The organism is Flavobacterium granuli, from assembly GCF_900129705.1.
Classification (GTDB): Bacteria; Bacteroidota; Bacteroidia; order Flavobacteriales; family Flavobacteriaceae; genus Flavobacterium; species Flavobacterium granuli.
This window is the reverse complement of sequence record NZ_FQWO01000002.1, coordinates 250,703-273,892: the sequence shown is the minus strand read 5'-3', so window position 1 is coordinate 273,892 and position 23,190 is coordinate 250,703. Positions and strand designations below refer to the sequence as shown.

Annotated in this window: 22 protein-coding genes and 1 tRNA gene; 13 read left to right on the top strand and 10 right to left on the bottom strand. The window is 32.3% G+C overall.

Annotated features, from left to right (window positions below; genetic code table 11):
- Positions 1 to 22 precede the first annotated feature (22 nt).
- Positions 23 to 1,510 (bottom strand): GH3 auxin-responsive promoter family protein, encoded by a 1,488-nt coding sequence (locus BUB25_RS04130; protein ID WP_072940426.1) that lies wholly within the window; start codon positions 1,508 to 1,510, stop codon positions 23 to 25.
- Positions 1,511 to 1,582: 72 nt separating this feature from the next.
- Complete coding sequence (locus BUB25_RS04125) at positions 1,583 to 2,095, bottom strand: peptidase (protein WP_072940423.1); 513 nt, start codon at positions 2,093 to 2,095, stop codon at positions 1,583 to 1,585.
- A 215-nt stretch (positions 2,096 to 2,310) separates the two neighbouring features.
- On the opposite strand from BUB25_RS04125, the gene tatA reads away from it, so the two are divergent.
- Positions 2,311 to 2,493 (top strand): twin-arginine translocase TatA/TatE family subunit, encoded by a 183-nt coding sequence (gene tatA, locus BUB25_RS04120; RefSeq protein ID WP_072940420.1) that lies wholly within the window; start codon positions 2,311 to 2,313, stop codon positions 2,491 to 2,493.
- Between the two features lie 178 nt (positions 2,494 to 2,671).
- Positions 2,672 to 3,280: a porin family protein gene (locus BUB25_RS04115; RefSeq protein ID WP_072940418.1), complete on the top strand. Its 609-nt coding sequence runs from the start codon at positions 2,672 to 2,674 to the stop codon at positions 3,278 to 3,280.
- Between the two features lie 74 nt (positions 3,281 to 3,354).
- Here the strand turns inward: BUB25_RS04115 and BUB25_RS04110 are convergent, their stop codons facing one another.
- Both BUB25_RS04110 and BUB25_RS04105 read right to left on the bottom strand, forming a co-directional pair.
- A complete protein-coding gene (locus tag BUB25_RS04110; RefSeq protein WP_072940415.1) occupies positions 3,355 to 5,478 on the bottom strand; it encodes a Tex family protein in 2,124 nt (707 codons plus the stop codon).
- Positions 5,479 to 5,482: 4 nt separating this feature from the next.
- Complete coding sequence (locus tag BUB25_RS04105; RefSeq protein WP_072940412.1) at positions 5,483 to 6,049, bottom strand: helix-turn-helix domain-containing protein; 567 nt, start codon at positions 6,047 to 6,049, stop codon at positions 5,483 to 5,485.
- A gap of 252 nt (positions 6,050 to 6,301) precedes the next feature.
- Between BUB25_RS04105 and BUB25_RS04100 the strand changes: the two genes are divergently transcribed.
- Entirely contained in the window at positions 6,302 to 6,568 is a 267-nt protein-coding gene (locus BUB25_RS04100; RefSeq protein WP_072940409.1) for a DUF1294 domain-containing protein, read from the top strand.
- A gap of 102 nt (positions 6,569 to 6,670) precedes the next feature.
- Here the strand turns inward: BUB25_RS04100 and rpiB are convergent, their stop codons facing one another.
- Together rpiB and BUB25_RS04090 are read right to left on the bottom strand one after the other, a co-directional pair.
- A complete protein-coding gene (rpiB, locus tag BUB25_RS04095; RefSeq protein WP_072940406.1) occupies positions 6,671 to 7,099 on the bottom strand; it encodes a ribose 5-phosphate isomerase B in 429 nt (142 codons plus the stop codon).
- 693 nt (positions 7,100 to 7,792) lie between these two features.
- A complete protein-coding gene (locus BUB25_RS04090; RefSeq protein WP_072940402.1) occupies positions 7,793 to 8,032 on the bottom strand; it encodes a DUF2007 domain-containing protein in 240 nt (79 codons plus the stop codon).
- Positions 8,033 to 8,149: 117 nt separating this feature from the next.
- Between BUB25_RS04090 and rnr the strand changes: the two genes are divergently transcribed.
- The 3 genes from rnr to BUB25_RS04075 are packed head-to-tail and all read left to right on the top strand — an operon-like array spanning position 8,150 to position 11,733.
- Positions 8,150 to 10,342, top strand: a complete 2,193-nt coding sequence (rnr, locus tag BUB25_RS04085) for a ribonuclease R (RefSeq protein ID WP_072940399.1) — start codon at positions 8,150 to 8,152, stop codon at positions 10,340 to 10,342.
- Between the two features lie 7 nt (positions 10,343 to 10,349).
- Positions 10,350 to 11,018, top strand: a complete 669-nt coding sequence (locus BUB25_RS04080) for a head GIN domain-containing protein (protein WP_072940396.1) — start codon at positions 10,350 to 10,352, stop codon at positions 11,016 to 11,018.
- 37 nt (positions 11,019 to 11,055) lie between these two features.
- Positions 11,056 to 11,733, top strand: coding sequence for a LysE family translocator (locus BUB25_RS04075; RefSeq protein WP_072940393.1), 678 nt, complete (start codon positions 11,056 to 11,058; stop codon positions 11,731 to 11,733).
- A gap of 258 nt (positions 11,734 to 11,991) precedes the next feature.
- On the opposite strand, the gene BUB25_RS16565 is transcribed toward BUB25_RS04075, so the two are convergent.
- A tRNA-Cys gene (locus tag BUB25_RS16565) sits at positions 11,992 to 12,062 on the bottom strand.
- Between the two features lie 104 nt (positions 12,063 to 12,166).
- On the bottom strand, positions 12,167 to 12,526 hold the full coding sequence (folB, locus tag BUB25_RS04065) for a dihydroneopterin aldolase (RefSeq protein ID WP_072940386.1): 360 nt from the start codon (positions 12,524 to 12,526) through the stop codon (positions 12,167 to 12,169).
- 108 nt (positions 12,527 to 12,634) lie between these two features.
- Between folB and BUB25_RS04060 the strand changes: the two genes are divergently transcribed.
- The 4 genes from BUB25_RS04060 to BUB25_RS04045 all read left to right on the top strand — a co-directional run bounded on the left by BUB25_RS04060 (position 12,635) and on the right by BUB25_RS04045 (position 16,016).
- A complete protein-coding gene (locus BUB25_RS04060) occupies positions 12,635 to 14,737 on the top strand; it encodes a glutamine--tRNA ligase/YqeY domain fusion protein (protein ID WP_072940383.1) in 2,103 nt (700 codons plus the stop codon).
- Between the two features lie 300 nt (positions 14,738 to 15,037).
- Positions 15,038 to 15,367, top strand: coding sequence for a YtxH domain-containing protein (locus BUB25_RS04055; RefSeq protein ID WP_072940380.1), 330 nt, complete (start codon positions 15,038 to 15,040; stop codon positions 15,365 to 15,367).
- A gap of 40 nt (positions 15,368 to 15,407) precedes the next feature.
- Positions 15,408 to 15,758, top strand: a complete 351-nt coding sequence (locus BUB25_RS04050; protein WP_072940377.1) for a phage holin family protein — start codon at positions 15,408 to 15,410, stop codon at positions 15,756 to 15,758.
- A gap of 3 nt (positions 15,759 to 15,761) precedes the next feature.
- Positions 15,762 to 16,016 (top strand): DUF6327 family protein, encoded by a 255-nt coding sequence (locus tag BUB25_RS04045; protein WP_072940374.1) that lies wholly within the window; start codon positions 15,762 to 15,764, stop codon positions 16,014 to 16,016.
- A 30-nt stretch (positions 16,017 to 16,046) separates the two neighbouring features.
- On the opposite strand, the gene BUB25_RS04040 is transcribed toward BUB25_RS04045, so the two are convergent.
- The gene (locus BUB25_RS04040) at positions 16,047 to 17,030 is read right to left on the bottom strand and encodes an SPFH domain-containing protein (RefSeq protein ID WP_072940371.1); all 984 of its coding nucleotides are present in this window, start codon (positions 17,028 to 17,030) and stop codon (positions 16,047 to 16,049) included.
- Between the two features lie 76 nt (positions 17,031 to 17,106).
- Here BUB25_RS04040 and BUB25_RS04035 point away from each other — a divergent pair, with 76 nt between their 5' ends.
- Positions 17,107 to 17,748 carry an outer membrane beta-barrel protein gene (locus tag BUB25_RS04035; RefSeq protein WP_072940368.1) on the top strand — a complete coding sequence of 214 codons (642 nt, stop codon included), beginning with the start codon at positions 17,107 to 17,109 and terminating at the stop codon, positions 17,746 to 17,748.
- Positions 17,749 to 17,782: 34 nt separating this feature from the next.
- Here the strand turns inward: BUB25_RS04035 and gltX are convergent, their stop codons facing one another.
- A complete protein-coding gene (gltX, locus tag BUB25_RS04030) occupies positions 17,783 to 19,288 on the bottom strand; it encodes a glutamate--tRNA ligase (protein ID WP_072940366.1) in 1,506 nt (501 codons plus the stop codon).
- Positions 19,289 to 19,447: 159 nt separating this feature from the next.
- On the opposite strand from gltX, the gene BUB25_RS04025 reads away from it, so the two are divergent.
- A complete protein-coding gene (locus BUB25_RS04025; protein ID WP_072940362.1) occupies positions 19,448 to 22,726 on the top strand; it encodes a DUF4175 family protein in 3,279 nt (1,092 codons plus the stop codon).
- Positions 22,723 to 23,142, top strand: a complete 420-nt coding sequence (gene ybeY, locus BUB25_RS04020) for an rRNA maturation RNase YbeY (RefSeq protein WP_072940346.1) — start codon at positions 22,723 to 22,725, stop codon at positions 23,140 to 23,142. The genes BUB25_RS04025 and ybeY overlap by 4 nt, the downstream gene beginning before the upstream one ends.
- Positions 23,143 to 23,190: the final 48 nt, after the last annotated feature.

Here is a 23,190-nt window from a genome sequence, read left to right as displayed (position 1 = left end):
TTTTAATAACCAAAGTATTATTTTAGTTTGTCTTTAACAAATCCACAATCTTCCTATCATTAGACAATCTTGGGATTTTATTTTGACCGCCCAATTTCCCGATGGATTTCATATAATCCTGAAAACCATTTTTCGCAACCTTTGTAATTACTAGTTGCTGCAATACTTTTCCGGCAATCAAATCGTCATAATAGACATTTTGTTTGCGCATGGCGTTGTCTAAGGCTTTCGCAAAAGTGCCTCTGTCTTTAGGTTCGTTTTCAAATTCGATAAACCATTCATGGTACGGCAATCCTTCTGCTGGTGTGATTTGAGGCGCTACTGTAAACTCATTTATCCGAATATCAGTTCCCAGCATCGCTTCCTGTAAAGCACATTCTACCTCCTTGCCGATTACATGTTCTCCAAAAGCCGAAATATAATGTTTGATCCTTCCCGATACAATTATTCGATATGGTTTTAATGAGGTAAACTGAACCGTATCGCCAATATTATAACCCCAAAGTCCCGCATTGGTAGAAATAATCAACACATAATTTACATTTAATTCCACTTCGCCAATAGTGTAACGCCTTGGATTTTCGGTGTAAAATTCATCCGATTTTATAAATTCATAGAAAATCCCGGCATTCAAAAGCAACAACATTCCTTTTTCTTTTTGAGAATCCTGATAGGCAAAAAAACCTTCCGAAGCCGGAAATAACTCAATACTGTCCACTTTTCGGCCAATTAGGTTCTCAAATTTGGCGCGATAAGGCTCATAATTAACGCCTCCATAAATAAAAAGATTGAAGTTTTTGAAGATTTTGCCAACAGGCTTCCCTCCTTTTTGCTGCAATTTTTCAAAATACATCTGAACCCAGGAAGGAATTCCCGAAATCACCGACATATTTTCGTTGAAAGTTTCTTCAACAATCGCATTTACTTTGGTTTCCCAATCCTCGATGCAATTTGTTTCCCAGGAAGGCATTCTATTTTTTTGCAGGTATTTAGGAACAAAATGTGCCACAATACCTGATAATCTGCCTAGTTTTACTCCGTTTTTTTCTTCTAAAATTGGACTTCCTTGCAAGAAAATCATCTTGCCGTCAACAAAATCTGCCTTTCCTGTTTCATGGATATAAAGCAAAATAGCGTTTCGCGCGGCTTCAATATGATAAGGCATTGATTCCTTGGTGAGCGGAATGTATTTGGCACCAGATGTCGTTCCCGAAGTCTTGGCAAAATAAAGCGGTTTTCCTTTCCATAAGATATTCTCCTCCCCTTTCACAACCCTTTCCACATAAGGCTTTAGGTCTTCATAATCCCTTATTGGAACTCGTTTTGTAAAATCCTCGTAAGTTTTTATTTGGTCAAAATGGTGGTCAATGCCAAATTGTGTTTGTTTGGCCTGCTTTATTAAGTCAAGGAAAACTGCTTTTTGACTTGCAACAGGTTTAGTAGCCCAAGCCTGTGTTTTCTTATGTATTTTTTTGGCAAATAACTTTGCCGCAACTGATTTTATTGACATTTATTAGTACTTATTTGGATTTTTTTGCCCAGATGACTGAAATACAGGACGTTTTTTATTAGAATTTACAACCTATTTGGCCTTTTTCTTAATCTGTTTTGAAGGAGTTGATTGAGCCTTTTTTTCCTCTTTAGCTACTTCGTCCCTTAATTCCAATTCCTCTTTGGTAGCCTTTAAATCAACTTGAGGTGGCACTGCACCACTGGAGTCCAAAATGGAATCTTTATTAAATTTAGCATATTCTAATTCACCATTAAGCACTTTTTGGATAGATAAAATATAGGCTTCATTTTTTTTCAATGCTGTTGTCAAGGAATCTGATTTTAAAGCTAATTCCGTAGCATCTTTTTTTAATTTAGAAGAGGAATATCCCGGAATAAACTCACGTAAAGGCGTAAAGGCTATGATAAAAGTGGTTATTAAAATTAATAAAATTGCACCTATAGAAGCCACCACAAAAACATTCATTAAGGTCAGCCTTAAAGAAAAAGTTTCTTCAAAAGTATCCTCATTCAAAATAACCAAGCGGTTTTTTGTGAATAATTTACTGTGGATTTTTTTTCTTTTTAATCTTTTTCCTGACATGTTTTTTCTTTATCATACAAATATAATAATTAATGTCAATGATAGCACTTTGCAAGCCCACTTAGATCTTAATAGAAAAAAGGATTTGTTTTTAATAAATTTTTAACGTTTTCGAAATTAAATAATTGACTTAAATTGATTTTCTATTAACTAATTCTATTTACCTTTGCCAGCGAGATTCATTACAAATTTGCTTCGGCATAAATTATTCAATCATGGGAAGATTTGGTGTTACAGAAATCCTAGTTATATTAGCAGTTGTTTTATTACTTTTTGGAGGTAAAAAAATTCCAGAATTAATGAAAGGTTTAGGAAGCGGAATTAAAGAATTCAAAAATGCCGCAAAAGAAGATCAGCCCGCTGATAAAAAAGAAGAAAGCGAAAACGAAAAAAAATAAAAAAAGTCCCGAGATTCGGGACTTTTTTTATGACTTTAAATAATCATCGTCAGCTGAATGCATCAAATATTCAATTAAAATCAGCTTATAACATTCTATAGATTTTTCTTACTTTATATTTTTTTTGAAAGATTTTACTTATTACATTTACTTTATAAATTTTAACTCAAAAATAAATATGAAAAAAATTTTATTGTCATTAGCGGCTTTGGCTACTTTTGGATTTGCCAATGCTCAATCTAGAGACAAAGGAACTATTGAAATTACACCAAAAATTGGAATTTCCGGCTTTTCTGAGCAAAACGAAGAAAACTATACTGATTCTAATTCAGGAGTAGAGTTAGGAGCCACAGTTGATTACTATTTTAACAACAGATGGAGCTTAAGATCAGGATTAATTGCTGACAAAATGGGCGGAAAATACCGTATCGAACAAAATATTTTAGCTGAAGATCAATTAAATTATTTAAGTATTCCCGTCAATGCCAACTGGCACTTTGGAAGTACTCGTAAATGGAATTTGAATTTTGGATTGAGCCCTTCCTTTTTAACCAGTGCAAAGGTTAAGGCAAACGGAACTAGTATAAAATTACCAAAAAATACAATTGAATCCTTCCAACTAGGTTTTAGTTATGGAATTGGATACAAAATTGAATTTACCGAAAAATTTGGTCTTCTAATCGACGCTCAGTTCTTCAACGGTTTAACCAATATTAATAAAGCAACTGATGAGCGTATTCTTAATGGAGGTTATAGCTTTAACTTAGGTGGCGTTATTCAGCTATAAAAGATATAAACTAATCATATTACTAAAAAACCAGTTTCAATATAAAGAAACTGGTTTTTTTATTTGTATCCTTTTTATAGTATCATCGTCAGCTGAATGCGTTTTCTGTCTTCGTCTACTTCGGTGACTTTTACTTCAACATGTTGATGCAATTTTACCACTTCATTTACATCCGAAACAAAACCGGATTTGAGTTGTGAAATGTGAACCAATCCGCTTTCTTTGATCCCGATATCTACAAAACAACCAAAATTAGTGATGTTATTGACAATTCCCGGGAGAATCATTCCCGATTTTACATCCTTAATCGATTTTACATTAGGATCAAATTCAAATACCTTGGCTGATTTTCTAGGATCTAATCCTGGTTTTTCGAGCTCTTTTATAATGTCTTTTAGAGTTAGTAAACCAATTTCGGGAGTAATATAATTTTCAGCTTTTATTAAAGCCGTTTTCTCCTTGTTGGCAATCAAATCATTCACTGACAGCTTTAAATCTTTAGCCATTTTTTCCACAATTCCATAGGCTTCGGGATGAACCGCCGAATTGTCCAACGGATTTTTGGCATTCGAAATTCGGATAAAAGCCACTCCTTGCTGATAGGCTTTTTCGCCCAGACGCGGCACTTTTTTCAACTGCTTTCTGTTTTCAAAAGGCCCGTTTTCTGAGCGATAATTCACAATGTTTTCGGCCAGCTTCTCTCCTATTCCACTCACATAACTCAACAAATGTTTACTTGCCGTATTGATATTAATTCCTACCGAGTTCACGCAACGAATCACCGTATTGTCTAATTCTTCTTTCAATTTATTTTGGTCCACATCATGTTGGTATTGGCCTACGCCAATGGCTTTTGGATCTATTTTTACCAATTCGGCCAAAGGATCACTCAAACGCCTTCCTATCGAAACCGAACCACGAACCGTAACATCATAATTTGGAAATTCTTCCCGAGCAATTTTAGATGCCGAATAAACCGAGGCTCCAGCCTCAGAAACTATAAATACTTGCACTGGTTTATCAAAAGCAATTTTCTTGATAAAGAATTCTGTTTCTCTTGAAGCAGTTCCGTTTCCTATCGAAATCGCATCAATTTTATACGAATTGACCATCGAACGGATTTTTTTCATCGCCATCGCCGTTTCATTTTGCGGTGCGTGCGGATAAATGGTTTCATTGTACAACAAATCTCCTTTTTCATCCAGGCAAACTACTTTGCAACCGGATCTAAAACCGGGATCAATGGCCAGAATTCGCTTTTCACCCAAAGGCGGCGCTAATAAAAGCTGTCCTAAATTATTGGCAAAAACCTGAATTGAATTGGCATCTGCCTTAGCTTTGGCTTCCTGCAAGGTTTCATTAGAAATAGCCGGATTTAACAATCGTTTGAAACTGTCTTCGATTGCCAATTGCACATGTGGTGTGGCTGGACTTTGTCCTTTTAATACCAATTCGTCAATAATATCATAAGCTTCATCAATATCCACTTCGACTTTGAACTTGATGAAACCTTCATTCTCGGCACGAAGTATCGCTAACAATCTGTGCGAAGGCGCTTTGGTCAACGGTTCTGACCAATCAAAATATTGATTGAATTTTTGGGCCGCTTCTTCGTCTTTTTTGCTTTTTACTACCTTGGTTGTGATGGTTGCTTTGCGTTCGTACAAACGACGCAATTGTTTACGAACATAAATATTTTCGTTAATCCATTCGGCAATAATATCTCGTGCGCCTTGCAAAGCGGCCTCTTCATTTGCGACATTTGCATTCAAATATTTCGTAGCCAAGAAATCAACATCGTCTTTGCCTTGCGCCATGATTATTTTTGCCAAAGGCTCTAAACCATTCTCACGGGCAACATCGGCCTTGGTTTTTTTCTTTTTTTTGAAAGGCAGATAAAAATCTTCCAGTTCCTGTAGATCAAAACTTTGTTGGATTTTTTTCTCTAATTCTGGCGTTAAAGCCTTTTGCTCTTCAATTGATTTTAAAATCGCTTCTTTGCGTTTTACAATTACTTCGTACTCTTTTTGGAGTTTGGCAATTTGTTCAATTTGAACTTCATCCAAATTTCCTGTCGTGTCTTTTCGATAACGAGAAATAAACGGAATGGTGCAATCTTCTTGTAAAAGTTCAACTGTTTTTTGAATGTTTATGGCTGCTGTTGCAACCGCTTTTTTTATGAAATCTATATTTGTCATTATTTTATTTCAAAAATTTTATTGGGTTGGGATAATATTTTCTTATTGAGTTACTTTTAATTTTTATGGCTATATAAATTGAATAACAAATGTTTAAAAAGGTAAAACTATAATAAACAAGGAAAATAGAAACTATTCCTAATTTCAAATGCATTATTTTACTTAAAACGGCAATTATTAAGATTGGATTTGAAATTATTGAAAAGAATATTTGAAAATTTAAAATATTCTTTCCTTGGTTGTTAACTTCAATAATACTATCTCTTTTGTTTAACCATAAAATTAGTGGTAAAATAATATTCCCTAAAGGTATAATGATATTTGAAATTATTGATAAATGAAGGAAAATTAAATAGCTATTGTCTTCAACTTTTCCATAATCTACTAATTCTTCAATATTAATTTTTAAAACTTCACAAATTTGTTTTAAAGTATTCCCTCTTGGTTCATTTTCATCTTTTTCAATTCGTTGTAATGTTCTTAAATTAATTTTTGAAAAGTCTGAAAGTTCTTCTTGAGACATTCCTTTTTGCTTTCTAATTTTTGAAATTTTTGTTCCGATAGTTTCCATAATATAGTTTTAAAGTTTCTTCAAAATTAGATTGGTTCACCTATTTTATCTTGCGGTTTATTTACGACTTCTTTACGACATTAATGTCTAAATGCTGGTTTCATTAAGTTTATCATGCAAATTTGAAATAATTCTATGCCGTAAATTTATTTTTATTTTTATCAATATCGCGAGATTCTCGTAAAATCTCACATTATTTTACTTGTTTTTTTATTTACTAATAGAATATCTTTGAAACTTAATTTGAGCTAAATGGAAATTTTATTCTTCTTTTTTCTGATTATAAATATTCTTGCTTTTGCAGCAATTAATTATGATAAATTTTTAGCTAAAAAACATAAAAGAAGAATTCCAGAGAAAACACTTTTAAGCTTCGTTTTTTTTGGCGGGACAGTTGGTTCAGGATTAGGAATGCTGATTTTTAGACATAAAACAGCAAAAAGAAGCTATTTATTGAAGTTTTTTGGAATTGTTATATTTCAAATTGTAATTCTATATACTTTTTTTATACAGAAATAATTACTATAAAATAATAAGCTTTAAATTCAGTTAATAGAAAACAAAAAAGCCCGGTAAATTACCGAGCTCTAATCTTATTTGGTGTGAAGCACCTAGAATTTTTTAGCAAGAAATCTTGTCAACTCTATTTTGATGTCTTCCTCCTTCAAATGCAGTATTTAAAAAAGTTTCTACTATTTCAACCGCTTGTTGAATAGAAGTAAAACGAGCTGGAATACTAACAATGTTTGCATTATTATGTAATCTTGTCAACTCAGCAATTTCTTTTGTCCAACACAAACCTGCTCTTACTTTTTGATGTTTATTAACCGTCATAGCAATTCCGTTTCCGCTTCCGCAAATAACAATACCATAATCAGCCTTTCCTTCAGAAACATCTGTTGCAACCGGATGTGCAAAATCAGGATAATCTACGCTATCAGTTGTGTCAGTTCCATAATTAGTTACTTCGTGGCCTTTTGCTATTAACATTTCAACAATGGCTTTTTTATACTCCGGTCCTGCGTGATCGTTTCCTATTGAGATTTTCATTCTATATATATTAAGTTGTGTGCTGCAAATTTACCAAAAGATTATCGGATTTAATAAATGAAGGTTTTGTTTATTTGTTAAAAAATGAACAGTCTAAAATGACTCCATCTAAAATAATTCATAACTGTCTTATTATTAAAAAACTAGCTACTTATCAACATTTTTTAAAATATATAAAACATTGGAAATCAATTGCTATTATATAATTTATTTGTTAAAATTTTGCATTGTTAATAGCAAAACCTAAATAACTGAAAATCAGTTAACTTTAAGTTAACATAAATTGTTCATAACTTGGGATAGAATTTTAGAAGTATTTTTTGCTTGTGTCGAAAAAATAAGTAATCCAAAACCCACTTTTAAAAACCTAATTTAGTTTGGTGAATTTTTAGAAAAGTTATCAATATTTAAAAATGGTTTATCAACAGAAATTTTAAAAAGACTTATTTACAATTTGAAAGCTTTTTAGTTTATCAACCGTTGTTAATTAAAATTCAAAAACTCTTTAAAATTAATTCTTTAGCTACAAATAACTCTGTTGATAACTCTGAATAACATACTAAAACTTCATTTCAATGCTTTTCAAAATAAATTTATTGCCACTATTAACACACTATAATAACCATTAAAAAATTATTTAAATTTAAATTTTCTTTTTTATGTATTATATATATGTTGACAACTTTGAAAGAATCAAACAATTTTTAAATTGTTACCGTATTTCATTTCTTGAAGAATTGTCTTGACAGTTTCAACGTCGTTAGGATGAATCTTGAGTTTGATTCCTCCCAAGGCAGTTGAGTACATGGGAACGATGGAGGACATTATTTCGTTCTCAAAATAATACTGTAGTCCTTCCTGATCCAATCGATGTTTTAGAATTTCGATTTCATGGATGTAATCAAAAATAGCAATGGTTATAAAGGCTTCCATTTTTAGTGTTTTTATAAAGATACGACTATTCTTTAAAGTTATATTTTCTGTAAAACTTACTTCTTTTCTTTATAACTGCGCAACAATTTTGTAATTTCGAGCTTTAAGAAAAGATTTATGGGAAAAAGATTAAGAAAGCCGGTAAAAAAAGAGAAGGATTTCTCTGAAAAAATTATAAAAATATTATCGAAAAATGCCAATAAAGCATTCAATTATAAGCAAATAGGAGCAAAGTTAGAGCTCGACGATACCCAAAGCAGAAACCAGATTATCAAAGATTTGAAGATTTTGGCTTCCAAGAAAACCATTATTGAATCTGAACCTGGGAAATATTTAATCAAAGCGGTAAGCAAAGAATATTACGAAGGAAAAATTGATATGACAGGCCGTAAAACGGCTTATTTTGTTTGTGCTGATTTAGAAGAGGATGTTTTTATCCCAACTAATAATTTAAATCACGCCTTAGATAAAGACTTTGTAAAAGTCTATGTTTATAACCGCAGAAAAGGAAAAAGACCTGAAGGTGAGGTTATTGAAGTTATCGAAAGGAATAAAACCGACTTTGTAGGAGTGATTGATATACAAAAGAATTTCTCTTTTGTATCGACTGCCAATCCGAAGATGTATACCGATATTTTTATTCCAAAAGACAAAATAGGCGAGGCCGAGCAAGGAGATGTGGTTTTGGTTCATATTGAAGACTGGCCGTCCAGAGCTGACAGTCCTTTTGGTAAAGTGATAAAAGTACTTGGAAAACCAGGAGAACATGATACTGAAATTCATGCTATTTTGGCCGAATATGGTTTGCCTTCAGAGTTTCCTATTGAAGTGGAAACCTTTGCTCAAAAAATTGATACTTCGATTCAAGAAAGCGAGATTGCGAAGCGTCGTGATATGCGTGATACTTTGACATTTACTATTGACCCAAAAGATGCTAAGGATTTTGATGATGCCTTATCGTTCAAAAAATTAGAAAATGGAAATTACGAAATTGGTATTCACATTGCCGATGTTTCCCATTATCTGCAAGAAGGAACGATCTTAGATGATGAAGCCTATCAAAGAGCCACTTCGGTTTATCTTGTAGATAGGGTAGTGCCTATGTTACCTGAAGTTTTATCTAATTTTGCCTGTTCATTGCGTCCAAATGAAGAGAAATATACTTTCTCGGCCGTATTTGAAATCACAGATAAATGCCAAATAGTCAATCAATGGTTTGGAAGAACAGTAATTAACTCTAATCAGCGATTTGCTTATGAAGAAGCGCAATACATCATTGAAACCAAAGATGACATTATTCCGGAAGAAATTTCGATAACGGGTACTTCTTATAAAGTTTCGGAAGAAATCGTGGCAGCGACGCTAAAAATGGACGAATTAGCAAAGATTTTCAGAAGAAAGCGAATGAATGAAGGAGCGATTTCTTTTGATAAAGTAGAAGTGAAATTCAACTTGAATGAAGAAGGGGAGCCGGAAGGCGTTTATTTTAAAGTCTCTAAAGATGCCAATCATCTGATTGAAGAGTTCATGCTTTTGGCCAATAGAAAAGTGGCAGAATACATTGGAAAACAAAAGAAAACTTTTATTTATAGAATTCACGATGAGCCAAATGAAGATAAATTGATTGCGATGCAAACCGTAATTGCAAAATTTGGTTATAAAATTGACTTTAGAAACAAAGGCGATATTTCGAAATCATTGAATGCTTTGATGGAAGAAGTTAATGGTAAAAAAGAGCAAAATCTTATTGATACTTTGGCTATTAGAAGTATGAGCAAGGCCAAATATTCTACGGATAATATTGGTCATTACGGTTTGGCTTTTGATTATTATTCTCATTTTACTTCACCTATTCGTCGTTATCCTGACGTTATGGTACACCGTTTGCTACAGTTTTATTTAGACGGAGGAAAATCGGCAGATGAGGAATTGTATGAAACCAAGTCTTTGCATTGTTCTACTATGGAAGGATTAGCTACAAATGCCGAACGGGATTCTATCAAATACATGCAGGTAAAATACATGCAGAATCATCAGGATCAAGAGTTTTTAGGTGTAATTTCCGGTGTTACCGAATGGGGAATTTATGTCGAAATTATCGAAAATAAATGTGAAGGAATGGTTCGAATTCGAGATATAAAAGATGATTATTATACTTTCGATGAAAAACAATATGCATTAGTTGGAGCTACTTCCGATAAATTATTACAATTAGGAGATGAAATTTTCGTTAAGGTTAAAAATGCCGATTTAGTTAAAAAACAATTGGATTTTAATTTTTTGAGAAGAATAGGAGAAACAGTTAAATAAAAAAAGAATGAAAAAAGTATTGATAGTTGCATTAGCAGTCGTTTCGCAAGTGACTTTTGCTCAAGTTACCAAGAAATTAGGTGATTTTAACGAATTAAAAGTATATGATAAATTAAGTGTTGATCTAATAGAATCTTCAGAAAATAAAGTAGTTATCACCGGAAACAGGGAAAATGAAGTAGAAGTGGTGAATAAAAATGGCGAATTGAAATTAAGAATGCCATTTCCTAAATTATTATCTGGTGAAGATATCAAGATTAAATTGTATTTTAAAAACATTGATGGAATTACAGCTAGCGAAGGTTCTTATGTTACAAGTGATGCTGTTTTTAAACAAACCATTATCAACTTAAACGCAAAAGAAGGTTCAGAGATTAATCTAAATTTAGACACTCAAAAAGTGAATGTTAAAGCTGTTACAGGCGGCATCATTGAATTGGCTGGAAAAGCCGTAAATCAGGATGTAACTATTATGTCAGGTGGAAATTTAGCATCAAAAGAATTACATACTTCACAAACCACAATAAGTGTTTCTGCGGGAGGTTCTGCTGAAATCAATGCTACGACATTAGTAGATGCAAAAGTGAAAGCAGGAGGCTCTATTTACATCTATGGAAAACCGAAACAGATAAATAAGGAAACACTTTTAGGAGGAAAAATCGAAGAGAAAGAGTAAAAATTATGTATTTTTATTCCAAAAATTTTAAATTTTAATGGTAAACGATATTTTATCAGGTATTCCGTGGGGAATTTTCTTGAGTTTTATGATAGGTCCGGTGTTCTTTATTTTACTGGAAACAAGTATCATAAAGGGTTTTAGGGCGGCTTTAGTTTTTGATTTAGGTGTTGTTTTAGGTGATGTTATTTTTATAGCAATTGCATATTTGGGCAGTTTTAGATTAATTCAAAGTTTAAAGGATAAACCGGCACTTTTTATTTTTGGTGGAATATTGATGTTAGCTTATGGAGTGATTTCTTTTATAGGATTAAGAAAAGAAAAGAAAATAAACACCAAAGAGATTGATAATGAAATTATCAAGAAAAATTACCTCAGTCTTTTTGTAAAAGGTTTGTTTTTAAACATCATTAATATTGGTGTTTTAGGTTTTTGGTTAGCAATTATTATTTCTGTAGGACCTAAATTAGAGATGCAAACATCCAGAATGTTTACTTTTTTTAGTACTGTAATTATAACGTATTTACTGATTGATTGCTTGAAAATTTTATTGGCAAAGCAATTAAAAACAAAGATGACGCCTTCTAATATTTTAAAAATTAAAAAAGGAATCAGTATTGTATTAATGATTTTTGGAACTGTATTGATAACACAAGGTTGGTTTCCAAAAGAAAAAGAAATGGTGAAGAAAGCCTTTCAAAAAATAGAACAATAATAGTTTACTTAAGTATATAAACCGCTCAAATTGAGCGGTTTTTTTTATGTTTTAAAGTTGAAATTTTTATCTTCTATGGATTTTTTAGAAAGAATTTTGACGTAATTTTATACTTATTTTTTCTAATAGATTAGCTATAAAATAGCTGTAAATTACTTTGGAGCTTATAGAATTTAGATCGGATTCGAACCTCTGTTTAATTAATTTTTCTAAAAAATTAGACATAAAAAAACCTCCAAATTGCTTTGAAGGTTTTAGAGGCATCGTGCGGATTCGAACCGCAGTAGGAGCTTTTGCAGAGCCCAGCCTAGCCACTCGGCCACGACGCCATTCTTGAATGGATGGCAAAAGTACTCAAAAAGTTTAAAGTTTAAAAGTTTAAAGTTTAAAATTTTAAAAAAAATAAAAGATATTTTTTTTTTGAATTTTAACTTTAGCTTCGGTATTCTTCAAATTCTACGGTAACTGCTTCAACATCACCTCCAATAGGAGGATTCAATTTAGAAACCCCTAATAGTATTCTGGAAACCTCAGGAATCTCGTTAAATACCCTTGTTATGATGCGTTTTGCCACATGTTCTAATAAATGGGAGCGAATGTCCATTTCTTCGACCACAATTTTATTCAATAAAACATAGTCAACAGTGTCTTTTAAGTCATCTGAGACACAAGATTTTCTCAAGTCGGCTTTAATTTCTAAGTCTACTGAATAATCAGAACCAATTTTTCCTTCTTCAAGTAAGCAACCGTGATACGAATAAGTGCGGATGTTTTTCAGTTTTATAGTTCCCATTTTTTAATTTTTTTTTTGTTTAATGTTTAGTAGTTTAGGCTTTCTTGTGTTAACTTTAAACGTTAAACCTTAAACTTTTTTTTACCTTTGCTAAAATAAAACAAAATAATGTCAACTGAAGAAAAATCACTCCATTTTATAGAACAAATTATCGAAGAAAACTTAGCTAACGGTTTTCCGCAGCATAAACTACGTTTTCGTTTTCCACCTGAGCCAAATGGGTATTTGCACATTGGTCATGCCAAATCTATTTGCTTGAATTTTGGTTTGGGATTGCGTTATAATGCGCCTGTAAACTTGCGTTTTGATGATACAAATCCTGCCAAAGAAGAACAAGAATATGTAGATGCAATTAAAGAGGATTTGAAATGGTTAGGTTTCAATTGGGCCGAAGAACGTTATGCTTCTGATTATTTCCAGCAATTATACGAATGGGCTGTTGAGATGATTAAGAAAGGAAAAGCGTATGTAGACAGTCAATCTTCTGAAGATATGGCTGCGCAAAAAGGTTCTCCTACACAAGCTGGAGTTGATGGACCTTATAGAAACCGTTCTGTAGAGGAAAATTTGACTTTATTCGAAGCTATGAAAAACGGTGATTTTCCAGAAGGAAGTCATGTTTTACGCGCCAAAATTGATATGTCCTCAACCAATATGTTGATGCGTGATCCGTTGATGTACCGTATTTTACACCGTCATCATCACAGAACTGGAAATGATTGGAAAATCTATCCCATGTATGATTATGCACATGGTGAAAGTGATTATATAGAACAAATTTCGCATTCTATTTGTACTTTGGAATTTGTCATGCACAGAGAGTTATACAATTGGTTTTTGGACCAAATTTATGATGAGAATAGGGTAAGACCCCACCAATATGAGTTTGCGCGTTTGAACCTGAATTACACCGTAATGAGCAAGCGTAAATTGCTGCAATTGGTTCAGGAAAATATAGTTAGTGGCTGGGATGATCCTAGAATGCCTACTATTTCTGGCTTAAGAAGAAGAGGGTATACCGCTAATTCTATTCGTAAGTTTTGTGAAATTATAGGAGTTGCAAAAAGAGAAAATGTGATAGATGTTTCGCTTTTGGAATTTTGCCTTCGCGAAGATTTGAATAAATCGGCTCCAAGAGTAATGGCAGTTTTAGATCCGGTAAAAGTAATTATTACCAATTATCCTGAAGGAAAAGAAGAGTTTCTGGATGCCGAAAACAATCAGGAAGATGAAGCCGCAGGTTTTAGAAAAGTTCCTTTTTCGAAAGAATTATACATAGAAAGAGAAGACTTTCTTGAGGTTGCTCCAGCTAAATTTTTCCGTTTAAGTATTGGAAATGAAGTGCGTTTAAAAAATGCTTATATCATAAAAGGGGAAAGTGTTGTAAAAGATGCGAATGGAAATATTACCGAAATTCATGTTACTTATGATGAAGACAGCCGAAGCGGGAGTGGGAGCGAGGCTTCTCAACGAAAAGTAGCCGGTACTTTACATTGGGTCTCTATACCGCATGCAGTAGAAGCCGAAGTTCGTTTGTACGATCGTTTGTTTATTGATGAAGCTCCAGATAGTCATAAAGAGAAAAATTTCTTGGAATTTATGAACATAAACTCGTTACAAACCGTAAAAGGATATGTTGAACCAAGTTTAGCAAATGTTAATCCTGGTGATAAGTTTCAGTTTCAACGCTTGGGCTATTTTAATGTAGATAAGGATTCAACTGCTTCTAAATTAGTGTTTAACAAGACCGTTGGACTCAAAGATGCTTGGGAAGAAAAAGGTAAGAAAGAAGCTAATTTATTGATGAATACTCAAAAAGAAATCAATAAATATGTTAAAGAAAAAGACGAAACCAATGCTGATTTGTTATTAAAAAGCATTGTTGATAACATAGAAAGTATAGATAATTTTAGTTTAATTAATCAGACTGTTGTCAAAAATGTGAAGAACGATAACAACTCTTTATTGTTTGCCAATTTGATTTTGCTTCATTCGGATAAAGTTCAAGCTAAGGATATCGAACAGGAAGTGTTGACAAAGTTATATTTGATGTCATTGAAAAGTCAGTTAGCTGCTGTTCGTATAGCAGCGATTGAAAATTTGAAAAATGACTATTTGCATTTTGATGATTTTAAAACGCAATTGTCAGATTTGAAAAATTCTGAAAAAAATGATCAAGTTTTGAATTTATTGAACAGTTTAGTTCTTTAAGATTCGATTATAGATTTTAGTAATTAAAAAACACCTTTTTTAAGGTGTTTTCTTATTATAGGTATTTATTATTATTATTAATTATCATATAAATTTAGTTGATTAAAAATAGCTTAAATAGGCTTGATTTAAGCTATTTTTTTTTATTTCGTGACACTTTATACGTTTTTGTATTTTAAATACAACAAAGCTCTTTATTTTAATTTTTAGTAGTATTTTATTCAATTTAACTGCTTGTTAACATCGATATGTTAATAAAAACACTAACTTTATAAAAGTACGAACTTAAATTTATAAATTATGTCAAATAATGCTGGGAATATGTTAATAGCTCTTATTGGGGGAGCAGCCATTGGAGTCGGTTTAGGAATTTTGTTTGCTCCGGACAAGGGAACAAAAACAAGAGAAAAAATCAAGGACGGTTATAAAGATGCCAAAAAAGATTTGAAATGCAAATACGATGATTTGACTGACGAAATGAAACATAAATTCAAAAGCACAAAATTAGATCTGGAAGAAAGTTATCAGGATCTTATTTCGGATGTAAGTCATAAAACCGAAGATGTGATTTCTTTCCTTGAAATGAAATTGGCTGAATTGAAAGAGCAGAACGCAAAACTTCAAAAATAAAAGGAGTTTTTATTAGAATTCAAATTTAAAAAATATAAATATGGCTTTTGAAGAGTTAAAGGAGAATACCGAAAACATTCAGGAACAATTAGAATCCTACATCGAAAGCAATCTTTCTTACTATAAGTTGAGGAGTTTTAAGCTGGCGATGAAATCTACAACGGCAATCTTTAAATTTGGATTAATTTTATTGTGTTTCTGTATGGTTTTATTGTTTTGTTCCATTGCTTTAGCATTTGCATTGGGGAACTATTGTGGTAGTTATGCTTATGGTTTTGCCATCGTTGGAGGAATTTATTTGGTATTAACTGTTCTCTTATTTTTTGTTAAAGACAAAATTGTAGAAGGTCCGATTTTAGAAAAATTTTCAGAAATATTTTTTAACGATTAAATTATGGCAACTAAAAAATATTCTTCTTATGCTCAGATTGAAAGGGAGCTTGAAATTTTAAAGATTGAAAAAGAAATTAGTTATCAAAAACTGGTTTTTGGCATTCAAAAAACAAAGGATAGTTTTACACCTAAGAATCTCGTAAGTGGTTTTTTAGGCTCTTTTAAAACAGGTTTTCAAGGTTCCTATGGAACAATAATTAATCTCGCTATTCCATTTATAATTAAGTGGGTAACCAATAAAAAAAGAGGCTGTTAGGCCTCTTTTTTGGTATCAATAGTATTTTTTTTATTCTTCTGAATGTGGATTTTCTTCCTGTTTGCTTTCTATTGGTAGATTAGGTTCATTATATTTTTTTACTTTTTTAATGCCTTTTTTCATAGATTCGCCTACCATATTACTTGCCGTGAAACTGGCTACCATATTATTCAACATATCACTTCCGGCTTGAGGAGAATTAGGTAATAAAATTAAATTAGAATTAGTGTCAGCACCGATGGCTTGTAATGTATCATAATGTTGGGTAACCACAATTAAGGCCGAAGCTTCCTGAGAGTTTATTCCAACTTTATTCAAAACATCGACACTTTCTACTAAACCTCTGGCAATTTCTCTTCTTTGATCGGCAATACCTTGACCTTGTAGACGTTTACTTTCTGCTTCTGCTTTGGCTTTGGCTACAATTCTAATTCTTGATGCTTCTGCTTCAAATTCAGCTACTGTTTTTTCTCTATCGGCAGCATTGATTCTGTTCATCGCATTTTTTACCTGAATATCTGGATCGATATCAGTTACCAAAGTGTTGATAATGGTGTAGCCATAAGTGGTCATGGCCTCATTCAATTCTCTTTTTACTGCTATAGCGATATCATCTTTTCTTTCAAAAACATCATCCAGTTTCAATTTAGGAACTTCGGCACGAACAACATCAAATACATAAGAGGTGATTTGATCGTGTGGGTATTCTAATTTGTAAAATGCATCGTAGACAGTTTCTTTAACCACCATAAATTGGACAGAAACTTTTAGTTTCACAAAGACGTTATCTTTGGTTTTAGTTTCAATAATGACATCTAATTGTTGAATCTTCAGATTAACACGTCCTGCAATTCTGTCTATCAATGGAATTTTTAGTTGTAGTCCTGATTGTCTTATACTCAAAAATTTTCCAAACCGTTCTACAACAACTGAGGTTTGCTGTTTCACTGTAAAAAAAGAAGACAGGAAAATAAATAATCCAAAAACTAGAAGGAAAATCAATGTAATGTTCATAATATATTTAATTTAAGTTTAATTTTAGGTGTAAATTACAAATAACTTTAGATTTTTCCTACTTAAATCTGTTTATATGAAAAAAGCGGTCTTCATTTCAGTTATTGCATTGGTTTCTTATACCGTTTCAGCTCAATATGGTTATAGGGATTCCAATAGAATTGGAATTACTTTAGGCGTAAACCATTTTAATTTGAACACGAATAATTTTCAAACAAAATCGGAAATGGGTTGGAATGCGGGTTTGTCTGTGCGAGGAAATTTTTATAATGATTGGGATATGGTATATTCGATTCAGTTTAGTGAGAATAATTTTTCGGTCGCCACTAAGAATCTTCTTTTAATGAATGAGGATGTAAAGTATAAATTGCCTTCTGCTCAGATTTCTTTACAATTGAGTTATATACTTATTGAAGATCATTTGAGTTTAGAACTGGGTCCGATTGTTCAAGTGAATGGGAAATTTAAAATTGATTCTAATAATGAAAATAATATCATTTCTGGAACCACTTTGTTAGCCAAGGATATTGTTGATATTTCAAAATTCAATTTTTATCCTACTGTAGGGATTACGGCAGGAGCAAAGTATTTTCGAGTAAATGTTTCCTATCAATATGGTGTAAATAATATGCTGGATAATTTAAATTCTAAGAATTTGGGTTATAATTTTAAAGGAAATCCTGGAATAATAAACGGAAATATCATTTTTTATTTATAAAAAAAGGCTCCTAAATTAAGGAGCCTTTTTAGTATTATAATGTTTCAATTGCTTTTTGAAGCCTTTTGATTGTTTCTTCTTTTCCAATGAGTTCCACGATATCAAATAGGTGAGGACCTTTTAACGCTCCCACTAAACTCAAACGGAAAGGTTGCATTACTTTACCCATACCAATTTCGTTTTTAGTCATCCAGTCTTTCACTAATGTTTCAATATTTACTGATGTGAAATCAGTTATTTCTTCTAATACTGAAATTAATTCTTGCATTAATGCTGGAGTTTCTGCTTTCCAGTTTTTAGATGCTTTCTCGTCATAAGCTGTTGGAGCTACAAAGAAGAAATCGCTCAAGTCCCAAAATTCTGATACAAAATGAGCACGCTCTTTAATTAAAGAAACGATTTTTGTTAGCTGATTTTTATCGATTGTAAATCCTTTTGATTCTAAAATAGGAGCGAAGCTTTTGGCTAAATCTTCATTATTTTGTTTGATTAAATACTGATGATTGAACCATTTGTTTTTTTCTGGATCAAATTTAGCACCTGCTTTATGCACTCTGCTTAAATCAAAAGCGTCTACTAATTCTTCTAAAGTATACAATTCTTTATCTGTTCCGTCATTCCAACCCAATAAAGCCAAGAAATTTATAACCGCTTCCGGGAAAAAACCTTTTTCTCTGTATCCTGATGAAATACCTTCTTCTGATTTCCATTCTAATGGGAATACCGGAAATCCTAATTTATCACCATCACGTTTGGATAATTTACCATTTCCTATTGGTTTTAAAATTAGAGGTAAATGTGCAAATTCTGGTGCTTCCCAACCAAATGCTCTGTATAATAAAACATGTAATGGCATTGACGGCAACCATTCTTCACCGCGAATAACATGTGAAGTTTCCATCAAATGATCATCGACAATATTGGCTAAATGATAGGTTGGCATACCATCGCTTTTAAACAAAACTTTGTCATCAAGTAAACGGGTTTCAAATTTTACGTCGCCACGAATGATGTCGTGTAAGTGTAAAGTTTCATCAACCGGTGTTTTGAAACGAATGACATAATGTTCACCAGCAGCAATTCTTCTGGCTGTTTCATCTTGTGAAATCACTAAAGAAGTATCTAGTTTTTCCCTGTTAGTATGATTGTAAATGAATGTTTTTCCTTGTTCTTCATCTGCTTTTCTATAAGCATCCAAAGCTTCAGCAGTATCAAATGCATAATATGCCCAGTTGCTGTTGATTAATTGGTCAGCGTATTCTTTGTATAAATGTTTTCTTTCGCTTTGACGGTAAGGAGCAAATTTTTCATTTTTTCCAATAGTTTCATCAGGAGCAATTCCTAACCATTCTAATGCTTCCATGATATAAGCCTCGGCACCTGGTACAAAACGATTTTGATCGGTATCTTCAATTCGTAGATAGAATGTTCCACTGTTTTTTTTGGCAAACAGATAGTTAAACAATGCGGTACGAACTCCGCCAATATGTAAAGGTCCTGTTGGACTTGGTGCAAAACGCACTCGAACTTGCTTTGACATTATAGTAAATTTTGATGCAAATATACAATTTCAATTAGTCAATCGTATAATTTCAATTTGGGTTTATCTGTTCTGCGAAAAAACAATCTGTGTTTTTTAACATTTCTTTATTGATATAAATTGCTACATTTATTGGTTATAAAATTATAATTGTAAATTTTGGAGCATTCAAATTTCATTTATCAAAAGTTAGAAGCTTTTATTCGGAAGTTTTATACTAATGAACTGATACGAGGAATCGTATTGTTTATTGGTTTAGGGCTACTTTATTTTTTGTTTACTCTTTTTATTGAATATTTCCTTTGGCTGAAACCTTTGGGAAGAACTGTTTTATTTTGGAGTTTTGTTGGAGTAGAAGCATTGCTTTTTTTGCGGTTTATTTTGTTTCCAATATTTAAACTTTTTAAACTTCAAAAAGGAATCGATTTTAATCAGGCATCGTATATTATAGGAAATCATTTTCCGGAAGTGAACGATAAATTGACAAACTATCTTCAATTGGCAAATTCAGATTTGCATCATAATTCTGAATTATTGTTGGCTTCGATAGAACAAAAGGCAAAAAATTTACAACCAATTCCTTTTGGAAATGCAGTAAATTATAGTGAAAACAGAAAATATTTCCCGCTTGCAATTATTCCGGTTTTGTTTTTTATGGTGTTTTATTTCTCTGGAAACAACGCTATAATTTCGCAAAGTTTGAATAGAGTGATACATTTTAATACGGCATTTATTCCGCCAGCTCCTTTTGAATTTGTGGTATTAAATTCTAATTTACTAACCGAACAGAATAAAGATTTCGTTCTTAAAATTAAAACCGTTGGAAAAGTGGTTCCTGATAACGCAATGATTTTTATTGATGATGAAAGTTATTTTATGGAAAGTGTCGTTCCGGGGGAATTTCAATTTAAGATTAGCAAACCTTCTGAGAATATCTCTTTTCATTTAGAAGCAAATTCGGTTAGTTCGAAAGAGTATGAACTCAAAGTCATGGCGGTTCCATCGATTTTAAATTTTGAAATGTATTTAAAATTTCCTTCATATTTGAATAGAAAAGCAGAAGTTTTAAAAGGTAGTGGTAATGCAGTTATTCCTGAAGGAACTACAGTAACATGGAAAATGGAGACTGAAGCGACTCAAAAAATAGATTGGATTGATCAACAGGCTCAATTTTCCTTTTCTAAAGTAGAAGATAGTTTCATTTTGACTAAAAATATATCTAATACTACTGAATATCAAATTTTTACTTCAAATAAGAAGGTAGAGAAGTATGAAAAGTTGAATTATATGCTTACTGTGGTTAAAGATCAGTATCCGTCAATCAATGTAAGCAAAGCGCCAGACAGTTTGAAGCTGGGATCTAACTATGTTGTAGGTCAAATTGCAGATGATTACGGTTTATCTCAATTGCAGGTAGTCTATTATGAAAGCAATAAACCAGAGCATGCCAAGCGTGGAACAATTGCAATAAAGAAGACCGTATTTGATCAATTTGTATTTGCTTTCCCATCAAATCTTCCCGTTGTTCAAGGAATATCTTATGATTATTATTTTGAGGTTTTTGACAATGATGCCCTTCATCGTTTTAAGAGTTCTAAATCAGCGGTGTTCAGCAATAGAGTTTCTACCGCTGAGGAGAATGAAGATCAGCTTTTGAAACAACAAAATGATAATATTAACGGATTAGAAAAATCTTTAAAGAATCAGAACAAGCAAATTTTGGATATTGATAAAATTCAAAAAACTGGAAAAGAGAAAGAACAATTTGAGTTCAAAGATCAACAAAAAGTAAATGATTTTGTCCAACGTCAGAAACAGCAAGATGAGCGAATGAAGGAATTTGCCAAAAGGATGAAAGATCATCTCGATCAATTCAAGGCTGAGAAGAAAGATCAAATGAAGGAAGAACTTGAAAAACGATTGGACAATGCTAACAAAGATTTAGAAAAAAACAGAAAATTATTAGATGAACTTCAAGAGTTGAATGATAAAATTCAAAACGAAGAGTTGCTTAATAAATTAGATAAATTCAAACAGAATAGTAAAAACCAAACCAAAAATTTAGAGCAATTAGTTGAACTAACTAAAAAATATTATATAGAAAAGAAAGCGGAACAACTTTCGAATAAACTGGATAAACTTTCAAATAAACAAGAAAAAATTTCTGAAACTGATAAGGATAATACAACCGTAAATCAGAAAGAAGTTAAGGAGGATTTTGATAAAATTCAGCAAGAATTAGATGATTTAGAGAAAGACAATAAAGAGTTAAAAACACCTTTAGACTTATCTAAGGATGCGGATTTGGAAAAAAATATTGAGGAGGATGTAAAGAAAGCCGTCGAGGAATTGCAAAAAAACAATAAAGCGAAAGCGAAGCCCAAACAAAAGAATGCTGCCAAGAATATGAAAATGATGGCAAAGAAAATGACTGAAAGTCTTGAGCAAAATGAACAAGAGCAAATGGAAGAGGATGTAAAAATGTTGAGGCAAATACTGGACAATTTATTGGCTTTTTCTTTATCGCAAGAAGATGTGATGGCTCAGTTTAAAAGTTTAAAAGCCGGTTCTCCCGCTTTCAATAAATACATTAAGCAGCAACAAAATCTAAAACAACAATTCAAACATATTGACGATAGCTTGTTTGCTTTGTCTTTGCGTAACCCCAAAATTGCTGAAGACATAACTAAGGAAATTGGAAATGTTCAGTATAATGTCGATAAATCTTTGGAATCTTTATCCGACTCGCAAGTCCCAAAGGGAGTTTCACACCAACAATACGCTGTAGCAGCTTCCAATAAATTAGGTGATTTTTTGAGTGAGCAATTAAATAATATGCAAATGTCTCTGTCAGGTATGGGAAAAGGAAAACCAAAACCAGGTAGTGGTTCAGGTATGCAATTGCCGGATATTATTAAAAAGCAAGATGGTCTGGGTGATAAAATTAAAGAAGGAATGCAAAAAGGGGAGAAGCCTGGTGAAGGAGCTAAAACTGGAAAAAATTCGAACCAAGATGGGAAAGACGGTGAAGGAGATGCTCAGGCTATAATGGAAATCTATAAAGAGCAACAGCGATTAAGGGAAGCTTTAGAAAAGGAATTAAATAAACAAGGTTTAGGTTCGAGTGGGCAAAGTACTCTTGAAAAAATGAAGCAATTAGAAAAACAACTTTTGAACAAAGGTTTTAATAATGCTACGATGCAAAAGGTATTAGATATTAAACAAGATTTATTGAAATTGGAAACCGCTTTTAAAGAGCAGGGAGAGGATTATAAAAGACAATCGGAGACCAATAAAAACAGCTTTTCGAACGGTTCTAAAGCCTTGCCGGACTCATTGTTAGAATATTTGAATAGCATAGAGATATTAAACAGACAATCATTACCTTTGCGCTCCAATTTTAACCTTAAGGTTCAAGAATATTTTAATAAAAAATGATCAATTTCAATTACGAAAACGAGTTTAGTTTAGAAAACGAAGAGGCTGTTGCTAAGTGGCTATCTGAAGTTATTTTATCTGAGGATAAGAAAGAAGGTGAAATTAATTACATCTTTTGTGATGACGAATACCTACACAAGATAAATGTAGAGTATCTCAATCACGATACTTTGACAGATATAATTTCTTTTGATTATAGCCTAGGAAACGAATTAAATGGTGATATTTTTATTTCCGTAGAACGTGTTCAGGACAATGCTAATGATTTTAAAGTGTCTTTTGAAGAGGAATTAAAAAGAGTTTTGGTTCATGGAATTTTGCATTACTGCGGTTACAAGGACAAAGGAGATGAAGACGAAGTTTTGATGCGTTCCAAAGAAGATGAAAAAATAGTAATGTTTCACGTGGAACAGTAATTCTTTCTCCAGTTGGATTTTTAAATGTTTCACGTGAAACATTTCATT